This window comes from Actinophytocola sediminis (genome assembly GCF_054779715.1).
Window position 1 is genome coordinate 40,432 of record NZ_BAAGXS010000023.1, and the last position, 15,064, is coordinate 55,495.

Here is a 15,064-nt window from a genome sequence, read left to right on the forward strand (position 1 = left end):
GGACACGGTACGGCTCAGAACTGGAGGAACCAGGAGGTGAGCGTGCCCGTGTCGGCCTGGGCGGCGTCGCGCACGCGCAGTTGCCACTGGCCGTTGGCGCCCTCGCCGGGGGCGTTGATGGTGAAGGTGCCGATGAGGTTGTCCGCGCCGCCGCCGCCGCGGTTGTGCAGGTTGTAGGCGGTGCCGTCCGGTGCGAGCACGTCGACGACCAGGTCGCCGCGGTAGGTGTGCCGGATGTCGACGCCGACGCTCAGCGAGGTCGCCACGGTGTCCGGCACGCCGGAGACGGTGATCGGGCTGTGCACCGTGGTGAGGTCCGGGATGGCGAGGTCGGTGTCGTTCACGAAGCGCGGCCCGGGCTCGGGGTCGGCCGTGGTGGACAGCGTCCAGACCGCGTAGGCGATCGCGTCGGCGTTGCGGTCCAGGGCGGTGAGGTGGATGTTGCTGATGGTGTCGCAGGCGCGGTGGTAGCACTGGTCATAGGCCTGCCCGGCGGTGCCGCCCCACTTCTGGGCCTGCGCGCTGGTCTTGGTGCCCTCCGCGCCGGTGAACAGCCCGCCGACCGGGATGCCGACGTTGGCGAACGCGGCGTGGTCGGAGCGACCGCCGACGGAGGTCAGCTCGGTCGGCACACCCATTTCGGCGAACGGCGCCTCGAGCACGTTCTGCAGCTCAAGCGACCCGGATGGTTGCCCGCTGGCGGAGTAGACGAAGTACCCGGGGTTCGGGGAGCCGATCATGTCGAAGTTGATGTAGGCGTCGATGGTGGCCCGTTCGGTGGCCGACAGGTTGTTGACGTAGTTGGTCGAACCGACCAGCCCACGCTCCTCGGCTCCCCACCAGCCGAACCGCAGCCGCTTGGCCGGCGCGAGGTTCTGGCTGGCGACGGTCAACGCGACCTCGAGGAGGGCGGCGGACCCGGAGCCGTTGTCATTGATGCCGGGCCCGGCGGTGACGCTGTCCAGGTGCCCGCCGGCCATGATCACGTTCTCGGCGTCGCCATGGGGCCACTCGGCGAGCAGGTTCCAGCCGGTCGTGCCACCGGAGGTGAAGGGCTGCACGGTGGTGACGAACCCGGCGGCGTCCAGCCGCGCCTGCAGGAAGTCGATCGACGCGCGGTAGCCGGGGTTGCCGTGCGCGCGGTTGCCACCGTTGGCGGTGGCGATGGACTGGAGTTGGTTGAGGTGCGCCTGCACGTTGGCGACCGGGATGTCCGGCGCGGCGAGGATGTCGGACGCGGGCGCGGCGGTCGCGGTGGCGCCGCCGGCCAACAGGACGCCGACGGTGAGCGCGGCGAGGATTCTCATGGTTGGAGCCTCCAGCGATGAGCAGCGACCAGGGTCATCACTCAGCGTCCTGGACAGATCGGCACGCGGCGTTCAGCCGTTTGATGGTTGTTGTTCCCAGTTACCGCGACCGGCGGGTGCCGTAGCGGCGAGGCCGATGGCGTCGGTGAAGCCACGACGGCCGGCTTCGGTGACGCGGAATGGATCGCCGGCCAGGGGTGACCGGATCGGTCAGTTCCGTAACTCGGCCAGGAATCGCGCCCATGCCGGCACCGGGATTTCGACCAGCCCGCCGCCCGGGCTCTTGGAGTCCCGTAAGGCAACCAGACCCAGACGTGCACCCACTTCAACGCATTGGCCACCATTGGTGTCGCTCGCACTCGACTTGCGGAACCGGACCGAAGCCCAGCCCTCGACCGTGGAGGCGGTCATCGCGTCAACTCCTCACAGTCTCCGCTGCGGTGTATTCCTCCGCGACGGCCTCCATCCAGTGTCGCGACTCCACTGGCCCCAGCGCTACCCCTTGCAGGCGGCCGAACAGCTCGGCGTAGCGGCGCACCGTCTCCGGCGGCTTGTCCAGATAGCCGGCGTCGGCGTACATCTCCAGATAGACGATGTCGTTGGCCATCTCGTGGCCGAACCGGAACAGGGTGAAACTGCTGCCCATCGGTTCGTAGGACCGAGCGTCGAACGGGATGATCTGGAGAGTCACATTGGGCAGCAAGGCCACCTCCGCCAGGTGCCGCAACTGCTCGGACATCACCACCGGTCCGCCGATCCGCCGACGCAAGGCGGATTCGCTCAACACGAACGAGAACCGGGCAGGGTTCTCCCTGGTGAGTAGTCGACGCCGATCGGCCCGCACGCGCAGTGTGTCATTGATGATCTTGTCGTCCGGGTCGACTCCCTGCGCGTCGAACATGGCCCGGATGTAGTCGTCGGTCTGCAGGATCCCGGTGACGATCTCGGAGCGGACCTCCATGATCTCGCTCGCGTCGGCCTCCAGGTCGCGGAACGCGCGGAACCAGCGCGGCCCGAGGTAGAGCGTGGTCTCGCTGTTCGGCCGGCCTCGCCTCGGTTTGGCCGTGCGGTTCAGCTCCCGGCACCAGAGCTGGTCCTTCTCCGATGCCTGGTACAGCTCGAGCAGTACGTCCAGGTCGGTCTTGTCGACGCCGATCTTCCCGGACTCCGCGCGGCTGATCTTGTTGCCCGCCTTGCCCAGCCGCTCTCCCGCCTCGTCCTGGGTCAGGCCGGCGACCTCCCGCAGCCGCAACAACTCGGCACCGAGCAGCCGCCGCTGCATGCTGATCGATCTCGATGGGCTCGTCATGACGCGGATCCTCTCACAACCGATCACCGTGTGTGACTCAGAATCCTTCACCCGATCTGGCGACTATGCAAGTTGAAGCTACAACATAGGCTTGTTCCAGGGCTGAGCCGATCAACTCACCTAATCATAGAGGTGCAACATGTACCGCTGTTGCTATCAGTAATTGCAATGCCCTGTGCCGCCCACGCACCGATGGAGGAAAACCCCATGACCGCAGCCACCGCCCCGCACGCGCCACATCCGCTGGAAGAACTCGTGCCCGACCCCACCGACCTGACGCCCGTGTGCGACGAGCCCCAGTTCGCGACGATGCTGGCGGAGATGGTCGCCGACGACGCGCCCCGGCTGTTCGCCATCGTCCAGGAGTACGGCGAGCGCGTGGACGCCACGATCGCGGCCTGGGGCCTGGCGTTCGCCGACCGCGCCGAGATCAGCTCCGCGACCGGCTCCCTGCACATGAACCTGCGCGCCCCGGAACACGCGCTACCCGGGTTCTCCATCGGCAGCCGGATCCGCGCCCGGCTGGTGTGGTTCGACCCGAACGCGGCCAGCCCCACCGAACCCGACGACGACACCGACTGATCGCCGGGCCTGGAGATGCGGTCGGTGGGACTCAGTCGTTGGTCGACGGCGCTGGTCCGGTCGCGGCGTACCGGGCGGCGATGGTGCGGACGGCCTCGTCGACCACCTGAGCGACGCGTTCGGCGCTCACCTCCCAGCCCGGCACCAGGAGTGTCGGCCAGAAGACGTAGTTGGAGATCATGCCCAGGAACTGGGTGGCTACGAGGTCCACGTCCTCGATCCGCACCGTTCCCGCCTCGTGCTCAGCCAGGAGGTAGCCGCGTACGGACTCGAAGTAGGGCATCTTCCCGTGCGAGAACTGCGCATTGGCGAGTTCCGGGAATCGCGGCAGCTCGGCGATGACGATTCGGAACAGGTCGGTCATCTGGGCACGGCCCAACAGCTCGGCGTAGCGGCGACCGATGATGCTGAGCCCGTCAACGACGTTGCCCGCTGGCGGAGAATCCTCCTCGTCGGCGGTCGACCAGGACTCGGTCACGATGGCGTCGAACAGGGCCGCTTTGCTCGGAAACTGCTTGAACAGGGTGGCCCGCGACACGCCCGAGCGCTCCGCGATCCGCGCCAGCGACGTCCGGTCGTAGCCCAACTCGAGGAACAGCGCGGTCGCGGCCGTCACGATCAGTGCGCGCTTCTCCTGGGCGACACGCTGGTGATACGTCGTCACGACCCTGCTCATGGGCCGAGCATACGAGGTGAGTGGCTTGACTCGCCACTGGCGTCGACCTAGTGTCAATGCCGATGGTGAGTCGCTCGGCTCACCACTGCACCCACGTACCGAAGGAACATCCGATGCGCCGTTTCGACGACCAGACCGTGCTCGTGACCGGTGGGACCGGTGGCCAGGGATCGAGTCACGTGCGCGCCTTTCACGCGGAGGGAGCGAACGTGGTGATCGGCGGCATCGACGCGGAACGTGGCGCCGCGCTCGCCGACGAGCTCGGGACCCGCGCTCGCTTCGCCCGCCTTGACGTTACCGACGAGAGCTCGTGGTCCGCCGCGGTGCTGGCCGCCGAGAGCGCCTTCGGCGCCCTGAACGTGCTCGTCAACAACGCGGGCGTGCAGAACCCGCCGGCGACAATCGAGAACACGGACCAGGCCACGTGGTCGCGCATCCTGGACACCAACCTCACCGGGACCTTCCTCGGCATCAAGGTCGCCGCCCCCGCTCTGCGCCGCGCGAAAGGGGGAGCCATCGTCAACATCGCCTCGACCATGGCCCTGGGCGGCACAGCGCACTACGCGCCGTACGTCGCCAGCAAGTGGGCCGTGCGAGGTCTCACCCAAACGGCAGCGCTCGAACTCGGCCGGGACCACATCCGGGTGAACACCATTCACCCCGGCGTGATCGCGACCTCCTTCATCCACGAACCAGCAGCCGGCGCCACCGCGGCAATCGCCGACTTCTACTCACCCGAGCCGTTCGCCATCCCCCGACTGGGAGAGCCGACCGACGTCAGCCGTCTTCTCCTGTTCCTCACGTCATCAGACGCGTCGTTCATCACGGGGTCGGAGTACGTCATCGACGGTGGACTCCTCCTCGGCCCCGCCCTGCAGACCGAGACCGCATGAGCACTCCAGACACGACCGGATGGAACGACTCCGCACGGGACGCGTCCTTGTCGCACCTGCCCAACCACATCCGACGAGCCATCGAGATCACCCCCGCCGCGGGCACCAGCGAACGGATCATCGACATCACCACGCTGGGGCGCCGCACCGGCCGGCCACGCCGCATCGAGATCTTCTTCTACCGAGCCGCGGGCACCACCTACCTGTGCAGCGGCGCCGGTGGGGCTGCTACCGACTGGCATGCGAACCTTCTCGCCAATCCCACCTTCACCTTCCACCTCAAGAACGGGATCCGTGCGGATCTGCAGGCACGGGCCACGCCGGTCATCGACCCGGCCGAACGTCAGGCCGTGCTGGCGGAGATCGTCGCGGATCTCAATCAGCCCCACGATCCCGGCACCATCCGGCCGACTCGGCTCGAAGACTGGGCCGACAGCCGGCTGATGCGCATCAACTTCCGCCATCGCGACAGCTGAGGACAAGCAAGATCGAATACCGGCGGGCCCACCAGGTCGTCATTCACCCACGTGCGCGGAGATACGTCGGCGCAGGGCCCGTGCCACATCGTCGTCGAACTCGGTCAACAGCTCGAGCGCCGCACGCCAGTGTTGGTGTGCGTGGTCGGCATCGCCGTCCTGGGCAAGGGCGGTGGCGAGGTGGTCGAGCGCGGTCGCGGTCTGCCACCCGTCGCCCAGTTCACGTTGGACCTGGGCCGCGCGGCGATGAAACTTGGCGGCCTCCTCGTAGTTGCCGAGCAGTTGGAAGGCCATGCCCGAACCGTCGGTCGCGATTGCCTCGCGGCTGCGGTCGCCTAACCGGCGTTGCAGGACGGCCGCCCGGTGGTAGTTCGTCAGCGCGTCGATCGGGCTTCCCGCGTCGAGTTGGATGGTGGCCAGTTCCACCAGCCAATGCGCCCGCCACACGTCGTTGTCGTCCTCGTCCGCGAGCACGAGTGCCTCGGAGATGGCGGTCTCGGCGTCATTCAGCCGACCGGCGGTGCGCAGCGCCTTGGCGAGGGTGAACAACCCGTTACCCATCCCGAACCGGTCGCCGAGATCGCGAAAGGTCGCGAGCGCGGCGCGCGCCAGTTCGACGGCGCGCCCGGGAGTTCCGGCGTCGGCCAACGTCTCGGCGAGGTTGTCGTGCAGCAGGGCCGCCAGGCGTCGCTCGCCGAGGGCGGTGAACATGTCGGCACCAGCCGCGAAATGCTCCTCCGCGTCCTCGAGCTGCCTGCGCCGCAACGCCAGAAGGCCAAGGGCGTTCACGGACTTGGCCTCGCCGAACCGATCACCGAGACGCTGGCGCAGAGTCAACAGACGTCGGTGGTGCACCGCCGCCTGATCGAGCAGCCGAGCTTGGAAGAACGCCTTCGCAAGGCAGTCGAGTGCCTCGGCTTCCGCGACCCCGTCGCCCAGTTCGTCAGCGGCTGCCAGACCGATCCTGCCCACCGTGATCCAGTCGTCGAAACTGTTCTGGTGGATGTAGATCGCCCGCAGGACCGCGGCGAACTGCCAGGCGACGGTATTGCGGCCGTGCTCGCGGGCGCGGTGAACCGCGGCCACCAGGTTCCGTGACTCCGTTCGGTACCAGGCAAGGGCGTCGTCATAGCCGTCGAAGCTGAGCGGGATGACGCCGGAGGCCGGTTCTGCCGCCAGCGCGTAGCTGTCGAACGGCGCGATGGCACGTTGTGCGGCATCGGCCGTGTGCAGGTACCACGACAACACGCGGCCCACCGCCGCGTCGACGACCTCCTCGCCGTGCGCCAACTGGTCCATCGCGTAGGCGCGCAGGAGGTCGTGGAACCGATACCGGCCATGGCCGCTGTGTTCGATCAGTTGGGCACCGACCAGTGCCTCCAGACTCTCGCGGGCGTTGCGGACACTCACGCCGGCGAGTGCGGCACCGGCCGGAACGCCGAAATCCTCGCCGGGGTGTAACCCCAACAGGCGAAACATCTCGGCGGCCGGCGCGACGAGCGCCCGATAGGACCAGGCGAACACCGTCCGCACCGCGTCCGCGTCGTCGTCGCCGTCCGGTGTCAGCGCCTTCCAGAGGTTGCCGGACTCGTGGCGGAGGTCCGCGATCAGCTCGGACAACCGCATCCGCGGGCGCCCGGCCGCCCGCTCGGCCGCGATTCTCAGTGCCAGCGGCAACCGCGCGCACAAAGCGGCGAGTTCCACCATCTCGGCATGGTGGTCGTGGTCGCGATAGCCCTCGGTCACGGTGCGCAGCAGGGAGACGGCGTCGTCCTCGCCAAGCAGATCCAGCGTGACCCTGGCGGCGCCCTGCCGGACAACCAGACCGGACAGTCGGCTGCGACTGGTGACGATGACCAGGCACTCCCGCGAACCAGGAAGCAGCGGTCGCACCTGGTGGACGGTGGCCGCGTTGTCCAACACGACCAGTACCTGTCTGCCGGCCAGGACCGAGCGGAACAGTGACGCCCGGTCGTCCAGTTCGTGCGGTATCGCCGCCGGCGGTACCCCGAGATCTCGGAGGAACCGGCCGAGCACTTCCCCCGGGTCGGCCGGCTGGCTCGGGTCGTAGCCACGCAGGTTCACGTAGAGTTGCCCGTTGGGATGCTGACCGCGAAGACTGTGCGCCCAACGCAGCGCGAGTGCCGTTTTCCCGACCCCCGCGGTACCGGTGATCACGACGACCAACGGCCCGTCATTGCTTACCTCGAGGATTCTGGCCAGGTGGGCGAGTTCCGCCTGCCGATTGACAAACCCCCGGTCAAGGCCAGGGATCTGTCGCGGAATCACCCTGAACGACGACCCTCGACCGTGGAGTTGGTTGTCCGCCCGGTCCGGTTCACCCGGACGTAGCGATTCTTCGTCACGCATAGGGACTGCTTCCACCAATGACTAGGCCATGGACCCACTGCAGGGGGCAGGCAGGCCAGCGACGCACCGGTCGAAGTACGACCGCAGTGGCTCTCCTTTTTCGTAGAGGTTCGCGATGAATTCCTGACAGTGCTCGATCAGCGTACGATCAGTGAATTTTCGGGCCGAGTCGAGTATGCCGTGATCGTTGTAGACCGCCTCATACATCACGTCGTGACCCAGCGTGTAGATCTCGGGTAGTGGATCTCCGTCTTCCCACGTCGCGACCACCTCCGGCCCGACGACCCGGACCAGTCCGCCATTCTCGTCACGCGCACGCAGCACATGCAACTCCCATTGCAGATAATCCGTGATCGACTCCTCCACGATCCGAACGCGCTTGGCGGAAAAACCATTTTCGGCGACTCTGGAGTAGTAGTCCCGCATATCCCGGCGACCAGCCTCGACCAGATCCATGGACTCGGCCCAGCGACCGCCGGCGAACGCCTCCCAGCTGTCGTTTCCTGGCTCCTGGAATTCCTGTCCACGTTCCAGCTTCCAGAACCCAGGACTCCCGGTGCGCCAGAAGTTTCGCTCGAAGTCCGCCCAGTACACATCGAGTGCCAAGGTCTCGAACCGGGCGCCGCGTATCAGTTCATGCATCAGGAATGTCCGGTTTCGCGGCGAGCATCATGTTACGCGGAATTATCACCAACCGCCCTCCTTGATCCCCGGACACGCCAGCGGGCAGCCGCCGCTGGCATTTGTTAGATTATTCATCAATCTGAATATACCAGCGGGTCATCGAGTCGTCCACAGGTCAACACCTGGATTAATCCGCATGTTGCGAAACCAGGCACAACAAGAGATCATGTCCAACCGGATCTGGCGACAGCACATTTAGGAAATCCAGATCACCAGAATTCTGCGAAACATGGTCATTTGCGCGATAATCGGGCCTGATAGCGCTCGGTGACGATCCCCCGCAGACCAAGCCGGTCACCACCGCCCCGGTCAGGAGCGTTGGACTCGCGGGGGGTGGTGGGCTAGTGTTCGGCGTCGAAGCGATTCGACGATCCCGGGCGGCGATGTGGCCAAGATCGAGGATGTCGCCCGGCACGCGGGCGTGGCTCCCAGCACCGTGTCGTATGTGCTGAGTGGCAAGCGGTCGATCACCGAGCGGACTCGGCAGCGGGTGCTGCGCAGCATCGAGGAGCTCGGCTACCAGCCGCATGCTGGTGCGCGGGCGCTGGCCAGCAATCGCTCCAACGTGGTCGCGCTGGTCGTCCCGTTGCGTACCGGGATCCATGTGCCGGTGATCATGCGGTTCGCCACCTCGGTGGTCACCGCCGCCCGGGAGCACGACCACGACGTGCTGCTGTTGACCCAGAACGAGGGCGTCGCCGGGTTACGCCGGGTCGCCGGCACCTCGTTGGTGGACGCGATCATCGTGATGGACGTCGAGCTGCGCGACGAGCGGGTCCCGGTACTGCGCGACCTGCGCCTGCCCGCCGTGCTGATCGGCTTTCCCGCCGAGCCCGACGGGTTGACCTGCATCGACCTCGACTTCACCGCGGCGGCCGTCGCGTGTGTTGACCATCTGGCCGAGCTGGGCCACCGACGCGTCGCGCTGATCGGCTCTCCGCCCGAGGTCTACGCCCGCGGCACCGGCTTCGCCACCAGGACCACCGGCGGGTTCGTCGAGGCCACCGCCCGCCACGGGATCGCGGCGAGCGTGCACCCGTGCGAGTCGACGCCGGCCGGCGCGCGGGCGGTGGTGGCCGAACTGCTGCGCGACCATCCCGACCTGACCGGCGTCGTGGTGCACAACGAGCCGATCATCGCCCCGGTGCTCGCGGCGTTCCGCGAGGCCGGCCGCACGGTGCCCGACGACCTGTCGGTCGTCGCGATCTGTCCCGACGACCTCGCCGAACACGCCATGCCCGCGCTCACCTCGGTATCCATCCCCGCCGAGGAGGTCGGCCACGAGGCGGTCGCCCTGCTGATGGCCAAGCTCGGCGGCCAACCCGTGCCCGACGCCACCCTGATCGAGGCCCGCCTCACCCGGCGGGACAGCACCAGCCACACCAGGTAGCACCGACAACCACATAGGAACCTCCGGCGCACATCGTCGAATCGCTTCGACGATCCATCCCCACTGGTTGGAGACAACGATGTTCACCCCAGGAAGGCTCGCCGTGGTCATGGTCGCCTCGGCCATGGTCCTCACCGCCTGCGGCGACGACGGCGACGCGGGCGCCGGCAACGAACTCACCCTCTGGCACTACGAAAGCCCGGACAGCGCCATGGGCGTCGCCTGGACCAAGGCGATCGAGGAGTTCGAGCGCACCCACGACGGCGTCACGGTGAAGTTCGAGGAGAAGGGCTTCGAGCAGATCCAGAAGAGCGCCCAGATGGTGCTCAACTCCAACGAGGCACCGGATCTCCTGGAGTACAACAAGGGCAACGCGACCGCCGGCCTGCTGTCCAAACAGGGCCTGCTCACCGACATGTCCGCCGAGGTCACCGAGCGCGGCTGGGACAAGCTGCTCTCCCCCAGCCTGCAGACCACCTGCAAGTACGACGAGCGCGGCGTGATGGGTGGCGACAAGTGGTTCGGCGTGCCGAACTACGCCGAGTACTCGATGGTCTACTACAACAAGGACCTCTTCGACCAGCACGGCATCGCGGTGCCGACCACCTTCGACGAGCTGACCGCGGCCATGGACGCGTTCGTCGCCAAGGGCGTCCCGCCGCTCTCGCTCGGCGGCAAGGAGTATCCGGCCCAACAGCTGTTCTACCAGCTCGCACTGTCCAAAGCGGACACCGACTGGGTGAGGAACTTCCAGCAGTACAACGGCGAGGTCAACTTCCACGACGACGCCTGGGTCTACGGCGCGGAGACCTTCGCCGACTGGGTGGCCAAGGGCTACATCGACAAGAACGCCACCAGTGTGGACGCCGAGGGCATGGGCCTGGCGTTCATGGACGGCAAGTTCCCGATGATGATCTCCGGCAGCTGGTGGTACGGCCGGGTGCAGTCCACGGTCAAGGACTTCACCTGGGACACCTTCCTGTTCCCCGGCAGCGACCTGACGCTCGGCTCGAGCGGCAACCTCTGGGTGGTGCCGGAGAACTCGCCGAACAAGGACCTGGCCTACGACTTCATCGACATCACCATGAAGCACGAGTCCCAGGCTCTGCTCGGCAACTCCGGCGGCGTCCCGGTCGCGGCCGACGCCAGCGCGATCACCGACCCACAGAGCAAGAAACTGGTCGAGGACTACCAGACGCTCGTCGACCGGGACGGGCTCGCCTTCTACCCGGACTGGCCGGTCCCCGGCTACTACGACGTGCTGGTATCCATGACCCAGAAGCTGATCAGCGGCTCGGCCGGACCACACGAGGCACTCGAGGACCTGGTCGGGCCGTACCAGGAGAACCTCGCCACCATCGGTTCCTGACATGGCGCTGCTCAGCCGGGAAGGGCGCCGGAGCGCGGGCTACCTGCCCTACCTGGTTCCCGGCGTGCTGTTGTTCGTCGTGATCATCGCCGTGCCGCTGGCGATGAACATCGGGATCAGCTTCACCCGGTGGCAGGGTGTCGGCACGCCCGACTGGGTCGGCCTCGACCAATACCGCAAGCTGTTCGCCGACGCCACGTTCTGGGTGTCCTTTCGGAACAACCTGGCGCTGATCGTGGCGATGGCGGTGTTGCCGACGTTCTTCGGGCTGTTGCTGGCCACCGCGCTGTTCGACGTGGTGGCCAAGCGGTTCGGCAACCGCACGACCACCGTGCTGCGCGCGTCGTTCTACCTGCCGCAGGTGCTGCCCGCGGTGGTGGCCGGGGTGGTGTGGGGCTGGATCCTGCATCCGGAGTACGGCTCGGCGAACGCGTTGTTGCGGTTGGTCGGGCTGGAGTCCTGGACCCAGAACTGGCTCGGGGACGAGCGGACCGCGCTGTTGTCGGTGATGGGGGTGCTGCTGTGGATCCAGCTCGGCTACCCGCTGGTGATCTTCCTGGCCGGGCTGCAGCGAGTCGACCCGCAGCTGTACGAGGCGGCCGAGCTCGACGGCGCGTCCTGGTGGCAGCGGCTGTGGGCGGTGACCGTGCCCCAGATCCGGCCTGAGATCTTCGTGGTGTTGCTGACCTGCACGATCGCCTCGTTGAAGTCCTTCGACAAGATCTTCGTGCTGACCAGTGGCGGACCGGGTGGCTCGACGAACACCCCGGCGTACTTCTCGTTCCAGAACTTCTTCGAGAAGACCAATGTCGGCTACGGCGCGGCGATCGCCACGGTGTTGACGGTGCTCATCCTCGGGCTCACGTTCCTGTTCCTGCGGGCGCAGAACGCGAGGGACAAATGACCATTCGGCGACATGTGGTGCTCGGCGTGTTGGTCCTGCTCGCCGCGGCGATGCTGTATCCGTTCGCGCTGGTCGTGGTCAACGCGTTCAAATCGCCGACCGACTACACCACCAACGGTCCGCTCGGGCTGCCGGAAAGCCTGTATCTGCAGGGGATCGTGGACTTCTGGCAGCGGGTCGACTTCGAGCTCAAGCTGGTCAACAGCACGGTGATCGCCGGCTCGGTCGCCGTGCTCGCGGTGCTGGTGTCGATCGTCACCGCCTACGCGCTGGGCATCGGCCGGATCAAGGGTCGCGTGTGGATCGTCGCGGTCTTCCTGCTGGCCAACCTGATGCCGCAGGAGGCGTTGGTCTATCCGTTGTACTTCATGGCGAAGGAGGTCGACCTCTACGACACCCGGCTCGCGGTGATCATCATCTTCACCACCATCCAGAGCGCGTTCGGCACCTACCTGCTCTCCTCGGTGCTGGCGACCTTCCCGCGCGAGCTGGTCGAGGCGGCCAGGATCGACGGCGCGAGCCGGTGGCAGATCCTGTGGCGAGTGGTGGTGCCGATCTGCTGGCCGACGCTGTCGGTCCTGCTGGTCTTCTTCTTCATCTGGACCTGGAACGAGTTCTTCATCCCGATGATCATGTTGGTCTCCAACGACAACCAGACCGTCCCGGTGGCACTCGGTGTGCTGCAGGGACAACGACTGATGGACGTCACCGCGCAGAGCGCGTCGGCACTGCTGGGCATCCTGCCCGCGGTGGTGTTCTTCCTGATCTTCCAACGAACACTGACCCGAGGTATCGCGGTGGGAGCAATCAAATGAAGTTCACCGACGGCCACTGGATGATGCGCCCCGGCGTCACCGCCGCCTATCCCGTCGAGGTACTCGACGCCGCGCCGACCGCGGACGGCCTGCGGATCCTCGCGCCGACCTATCCGGTGCGCACCCGCCAGGACCTGCAGAGCGGCGCGGTACTCACCATCGACCTCAGCTCGCCGATGCCCGACGTGATCGGCGTACGGATCACCCATCACGCGGGCAGCGCGACCACCGCGCCGCGGTTCGAGCTGTTCGGCGATGGCCAACCAGCCGGCACCGTCGAGGTCACCGACACGTCGGCGGCACTGACCTCCGGCGAGCTGACGGTGCGGGTCGGCCGGGCGGCGCCATGGCAGGTGACGTTCACCGCCGCCGGGCGGGTGCTCACCACCAGTGGCGACAACGACCTGGCCATCATGTCCACAGCAGACGGTGGGCATCATCTTCGGGAGCGGCTCACGCTCGGCGTCGGCGACGCGGTGTACGGGCTGGGCGAGCGGTTCGGGCCGCTGGTCAAGAACGGTCAGGTGGTCGACATCTGGAACGCCGACGGCGGCACCAGCAGCGAGCAGGCCTACAAGAACATCCCGTTCTTCCTGACCAACGCCGGCTACGGGATCTTCGTCAACCACACCGGCCTGACCTCCTTCGAGGTCGGCTCGGAGGACGTCTCCCGGATCCAGTTCAGCGCCGAGACCCAGTCACTGCAGTACTTCGTGATCCACGGCCCGTCACCGAAGGAGATCCTCGCCAGGTACACCGCGCTCACCGGGCGGCCGGCGCTGCCGCCTGCGTGGTCGTTCGGCCTGTGGCTGTCGACCTCGTTCAACACCGACTACGACGAGGCGACCGTCAACTCGTTCATCGACGGCATGGCCAGCCGCGACCTGCCGCTGTCGGTGTTCCACTTCGACTGCTTCTGGATGCGCGAGCTGTCCTGGTGCGACTTCGAGTGGGACCCGAAGACGTTCCCCGACCCGCGCGGGATGTTGGCCAGACTCAAGGAACGCGGGCTGCGGGTGTGCGTGTGGATCAACCCCTACATCGCCCAGCGGTCACCGCTGTTCGCGGAGGGCATGGCCAGGGGCTACCTGCTCAAGCGCCCCAACGGCGACGTCTGGCAGTGGGACCTGTGGCAGCCGGGCCTGGCGGTGGTGGACTTCACCAACCCGGAGGCGCGCGAGTGGTACGCGGCCAAGCTGGACGCGCTGCTCGATCTCGGTGTCGACTGCTTCAAGTCCGACTTCGGCGAGCGGATTCCCACCGACGTGGCCTACTTCGACGGCTCGGACCCGGAGCTGATGCACAACTACTACGCCTACCTGTACAACCGCACGGTCTTCGACCTGCTGCGCAAGCGGCGCGGCGAACGGGACGCGGTGGTGTTCGCCCGCACGGCCACCGTCGGCACCCAGCGGTTCCCGGTGCACTGGGGCGGGGACAACCTGTCGACGCCGCAGTCCATGGCGGAGTCGCTGCGCGGCGGGCTGTCGCTGACGATGTCGGGCTTCGGGTTCTGGAGCCACGACATCGGCGGCTTCGAGGGCACCCCGCCGGCCTGGCTGTTCAAACGCTGGATCCCCTTCGGACTGTTGTCCTCGCACAGCAGGCTGCACGCCAACTACTCCTACCGGGTGCCGTGGGCCTTCGACGAGGAGGCCGTGCGGGTGTTGCGCCAGTTCACCAAGCTCAAGGCCGCGCTGATGCCCTACCTGTACCAGGCGGCCAGAGTGGCGCACACCGATGGCGTGCCGGTGATGCGCGCCATGGTCCTCGAGTTCCCCGACGACCCGGCCTGCGTGCACCTCGACCGGCAGTACCTGCTCGGCGAGGACCTGTTGGTGGCGCCGGTGTTCACCGACGACGGCACGGTCGACTACTACCTGCCGGCCGGGCAGTGGACCAACTTCCTCACCGGGCAACAGGTTTCCGGACCGCGCTGGGTCCGGGAGCGGCACGGGTTCGACAGCGTGCCGCTGTTCGTGCGGCCGGGCGCGGTCATCCCGGTCGGCGCGGTCGACGACCGGCCGGACTACGACTACGCCGACGGCCTCACCCTGCGCGTCTTTCAGCTCGCCGACGGCGCCACCGTCATCACCACGATCCCCACCGAGGGCGGTGACGTCGCGGCCACGTTCACCACGACCCGGCGCGGCGACACCGTGCGCGTCGAGGTCGACCGGCCGCCCGCCACCTGGCGGGTCCAGCTCGCCGGCGCCGACCCGGTCGAGGCGACCGGATCGACCCTTACCGTCCACATCTGACTGTCCACATCTGACAGCACACTGGAGT

The 15,064-nt window shown here is 67.1% G+C and carries 14 protein-coding genes; 8 read left to right on the forward strand and 6 right to left on the reverse strand.

Going from position 1 to position 15,064, the window contains the following annotated elements; translation table 11 throughout:
* Positions 1 to 14: 14 nt before the first annotated feature.
* From ACYVIP_RS15235 to ACYVIP_RS15245, 3 genes are all read right to left on the reverse strand, one after another.
* Positions 15 to 1,307, reverse strand: a complete 1,293-nt coding sequence (locus ACYVIP_RS15235; RefSeq protein ID WP_460396549.1) for a M28 family peptidase — start codon at positions 1,305 to 1,307, stop codon at positions 15 to 17.
* Between the two features lie 210 nt (positions 1,308 to 1,517).
* Positions 1,518 to 1,718 carry a DUF397 domain-containing protein gene (locus ACYVIP_RS15240; protein WP_460396551.1) on the reverse strand — a complete coding sequence of 67 codons (201 nt, stop codon included), beginning with the start codon at positions 1,716 to 1,718 and terminating at the stop codon, positions 1,518 to 1,520.
* 4 nt (positions 1,719 to 1,722) lie between these two features.
* Positions 1,723 to 2,616 (reverse strand): helix-turn-helix domain-containing protein, encoded by an 894-nt coding sequence (locus ACYVIP_RS15245; RefSeq protein WP_460396553.1) that lies wholly within the window; start codon positions 2,614 to 2,616, stop codon positions 1,723 to 1,725.
* 207 nt (positions 2,617 to 2,823) lie between these two features.
* Between ACYVIP_RS15245 and ACYVIP_RS15250 the strand changes: the two genes are divergently transcribed.
* A complete protein-coding gene (locus ACYVIP_RS15250; protein ID WP_460396555.1) occupies positions 2,824 to 3,198 on the forward strand; it encodes a hypothetical protein in 375 nt (124 codons plus the stop codon).
* Between the two features lie 31 nt (positions 3,199 to 3,229).
* Here the strand turns inward: ACYVIP_RS15250 and ACYVIP_RS15255 are convergent, their stop codons facing one another.
* On the reverse strand, positions 3,230 to 3,874 hold the full coding sequence (locus ACYVIP_RS15255; protein ID WP_460396558.1) for a TetR/AcrR family transcriptional regulator: 645 nt from the start codon (positions 3,872 to 3,874) through the stop codon (positions 3,230 to 3,232).
* Positions 3,875 to 3,987: 113 nt separating this feature from the next.
* Between ACYVIP_RS15255 and ACYVIP_RS15260 the strand changes: the two genes are divergently transcribed.
* Entirely contained in the window at positions 3,988 to 4,767 is a 780-nt protein-coding gene (locus ACYVIP_RS15260) for an SDR family oxidoreductase (protein ID WP_460396560.1), read from the forward strand.
* On the forward strand, positions 4,764 to 5,243 hold the full coding sequence (locus tag ACYVIP_RS15265; protein ID WP_460396562.1) for a nitroreductase/quinone reductase family protein: 480 nt from the start codon (positions 4,764 to 4,766) through the stop codon (positions 5,241 to 5,243). Before ACYVIP_RS15260 ends, ACYVIP_RS15265 begins: the two co-directional genes overlap by 4 nt.
* Positions 5,244 to 5,282: 39 nt before the next feature.
* Here ACYVIP_RS15265 and ACYVIP_RS15270 read toward each other — a convergent pair whose 3' ends face one another.
* The gene (locus ACYVIP_RS15270; protein ID WP_460396564.1) at positions 5,283 to 7,613 is read right to left on the reverse strand and encodes an ATP-binding protein; all 2,331 of its coding nucleotides are present in this window, start codon (positions 7,611 to 7,613) and stop codon (positions 5,283 to 5,285) included.
* A 21-nt stretch (positions 7,614 to 7,634) separates the two neighbouring features.
* Positions 7,635 to 8,255 (reverse strand): DUF6879 family protein, encoded by a 621-nt coding sequence (locus tag ACYVIP_RS15275; protein ID WP_460396566.1) that lies wholly within the window; start codon positions 8,253 to 8,255, stop codon positions 7,635 to 7,637.
* A 427-nt stretch (positions 8,256 to 8,682) separates the two neighbouring features.
* On the opposite strand from ACYVIP_RS15275, the gene ACYVIP_RS15280 reads away from it, so the two are divergent.
* The 5 genes from ACYVIP_RS15280 (at position 8,683) to yicI (ending at position 15,036) form a co-directional block, all read left to right on the forward strand.
* Positions 8,683 to 9,687: a LacI family DNA-binding transcriptional regulator gene (locus ACYVIP_RS15280; RefSeq protein ID WP_460396568.1), complete on the forward strand. Its 1,005-nt coding sequence runs from the start codon at positions 8,683 to 8,685 to the stop codon at positions 9,685 to 9,687.
* A gap of 79 nt (positions 9,688 to 9,766) precedes the next feature.
* Entirely contained in the window at positions 9,767 to 11,056 is a 1,290-nt protein-coding gene (locus ACYVIP_RS15285; protein WP_460396570.1) for an ABC transporter substrate-binding protein, read from the forward strand.
* 1 nt (position 11,057) lies between these two features.
* The gene (locus ACYVIP_RS15290; protein ID WP_460396572.1) at positions 11,058 to 11,960 is read left to right on the forward strand and encodes a carbohydrate ABC transporter permease; all 903 of its coding nucleotides are present in this window, start codon (positions 11,058 to 11,060) and stop codon (positions 11,958 to 11,960) included.
* Entirely contained in the window at positions 11,957 to 12,775 is an 819-nt protein-coding gene (locus ACYVIP_RS15295) for a carbohydrate ABC transporter permease (protein WP_460396574.1), read from the forward strand. The genes ACYVIP_RS15290 and ACYVIP_RS15295 overlap by 4 nt, the downstream gene beginning before the upstream one ends.
* Complete coding sequence (yicI, locus tag ACYVIP_RS15300) at positions 12,772 to 15,036, forward strand: alpha-xylosidase (protein ID WP_460396576.1); 2,265 nt, start codon at positions 12,772 to 12,774, stop codon at positions 15,034 to 15,036. Before ACYVIP_RS15295 ends, yicI begins: the two co-directional genes overlap by 4 nt.
* Positions 15,037 to 15,064: the final 28 nt, after the last annotated feature.